Below are 998 nucleotides of genomic sequence, written 5' to 3' on the forward strand. Positions count from 1 at the left end.
GAATTCATATCTACGTGTATTTCATCTCCGAGTTCACAAGTCTGAAATAGAGGAGTGGAAGAGATATCTCATGAGATCAGGGGTTTCATCCTCTGGAAAAAAAAGGGTAGGAAGTTTCGTTATCTTGGAGGCCGTTTCCAGGATTAAGTGGACGTTAGTTGCAGGTGAGCGTGTAATTCCTAAGGATGAAGTTCTCAGGATAATCAAGAATCACCCAGGACTTTATGCAGGAGCAAGTGAACTCATTGGGTACTGATCCAGTTAGTAGGGAAAGGAAAGTCCTCGGTCTTTTAGATGAATGGCCTTGGGAACTTGGGGGTGTCTTAATCGGCGGATATGCAATAGCTGCGTACGGAGTACCAAGATACTCTAATGATGTTGATATTGTTATCCCAAATGGTGCCCTAGGAAAACTGGAAGATTTTATTAATGCCCAGAACTTAGAATTGGAAAACTCTTCAATTCCAAATCCACAGAATTATGAAGGCAAAGTACTCAGGTACAGAACAGAAGAGATAACTCTAGATGTGCTTGTGGGTTATGTGAGGGATAGGGAAGCACGGGTAGATATTCCTGAACCTCGGATTAGTATGGATCATAGAAACCTTCGTCTCATCACTCTAACTGGTGGAACAAAAAATAAAATTCCAATTGCCAGTCCCGAAGCACTTTGGGCATTGAAGCTTCAATCTGGTCGAGATCAGGATATAACTGATTTGTTTTCAATGTTTAATGTTAAAATAGATGGTAAAAAAGTAATTGCTCTGTTTAATGACCTAAAATCAAATACCTTAACCGAAAAATTAAGAAAAACCTTGCAAAAAACACATTCCAATAAACTCTATGAAGATTCAATGTCGAGGTTAGAAACTAAGAGAACAGATAAAACCAAGAAGAAATGGGTTAGTTTTGGAAATCAAGTTGCTCATATTGTTTCTGGAACAATGAAGGAATAGATTGACAATTCTGCAGAAAAACTGGTAAATTCATTATCTGCT

At 38.5% G+C, this 998-nt stretch carries 2 protein-coding genes; both read left to right on the top strand.

Annotation, left to right across the window (positions count from 1 at the left end; genetic code table 11):
• A partial coding sequence (locus tag AMDU4_RS14165; RefSeq protein WP_290704426.1) for a hypothetical protein occupies positions 1-256 on the top strand: 256 nt, incomplete at its 5' end.
• Positions 246-956: a nucleotidyl transferase AbiEii/AbiGii toxin family protein gene (locus AMDU4_RS14170; RefSeq protein ID WP_290704428.1), complete on the top strand. Its 711-nt coding sequence runs from the start codon at positions 246-248 to the stop codon at positions 954-956. The genes AMDU4_RS14165 and AMDU4_RS14170, both read left to right, overlap by 11 nt.
• Positions 957-998 lie beyond the last annotated feature (42 nt).

It is taken from the genome of Ferroplasma sp. Type II (genome assembly GCF_000496155.1).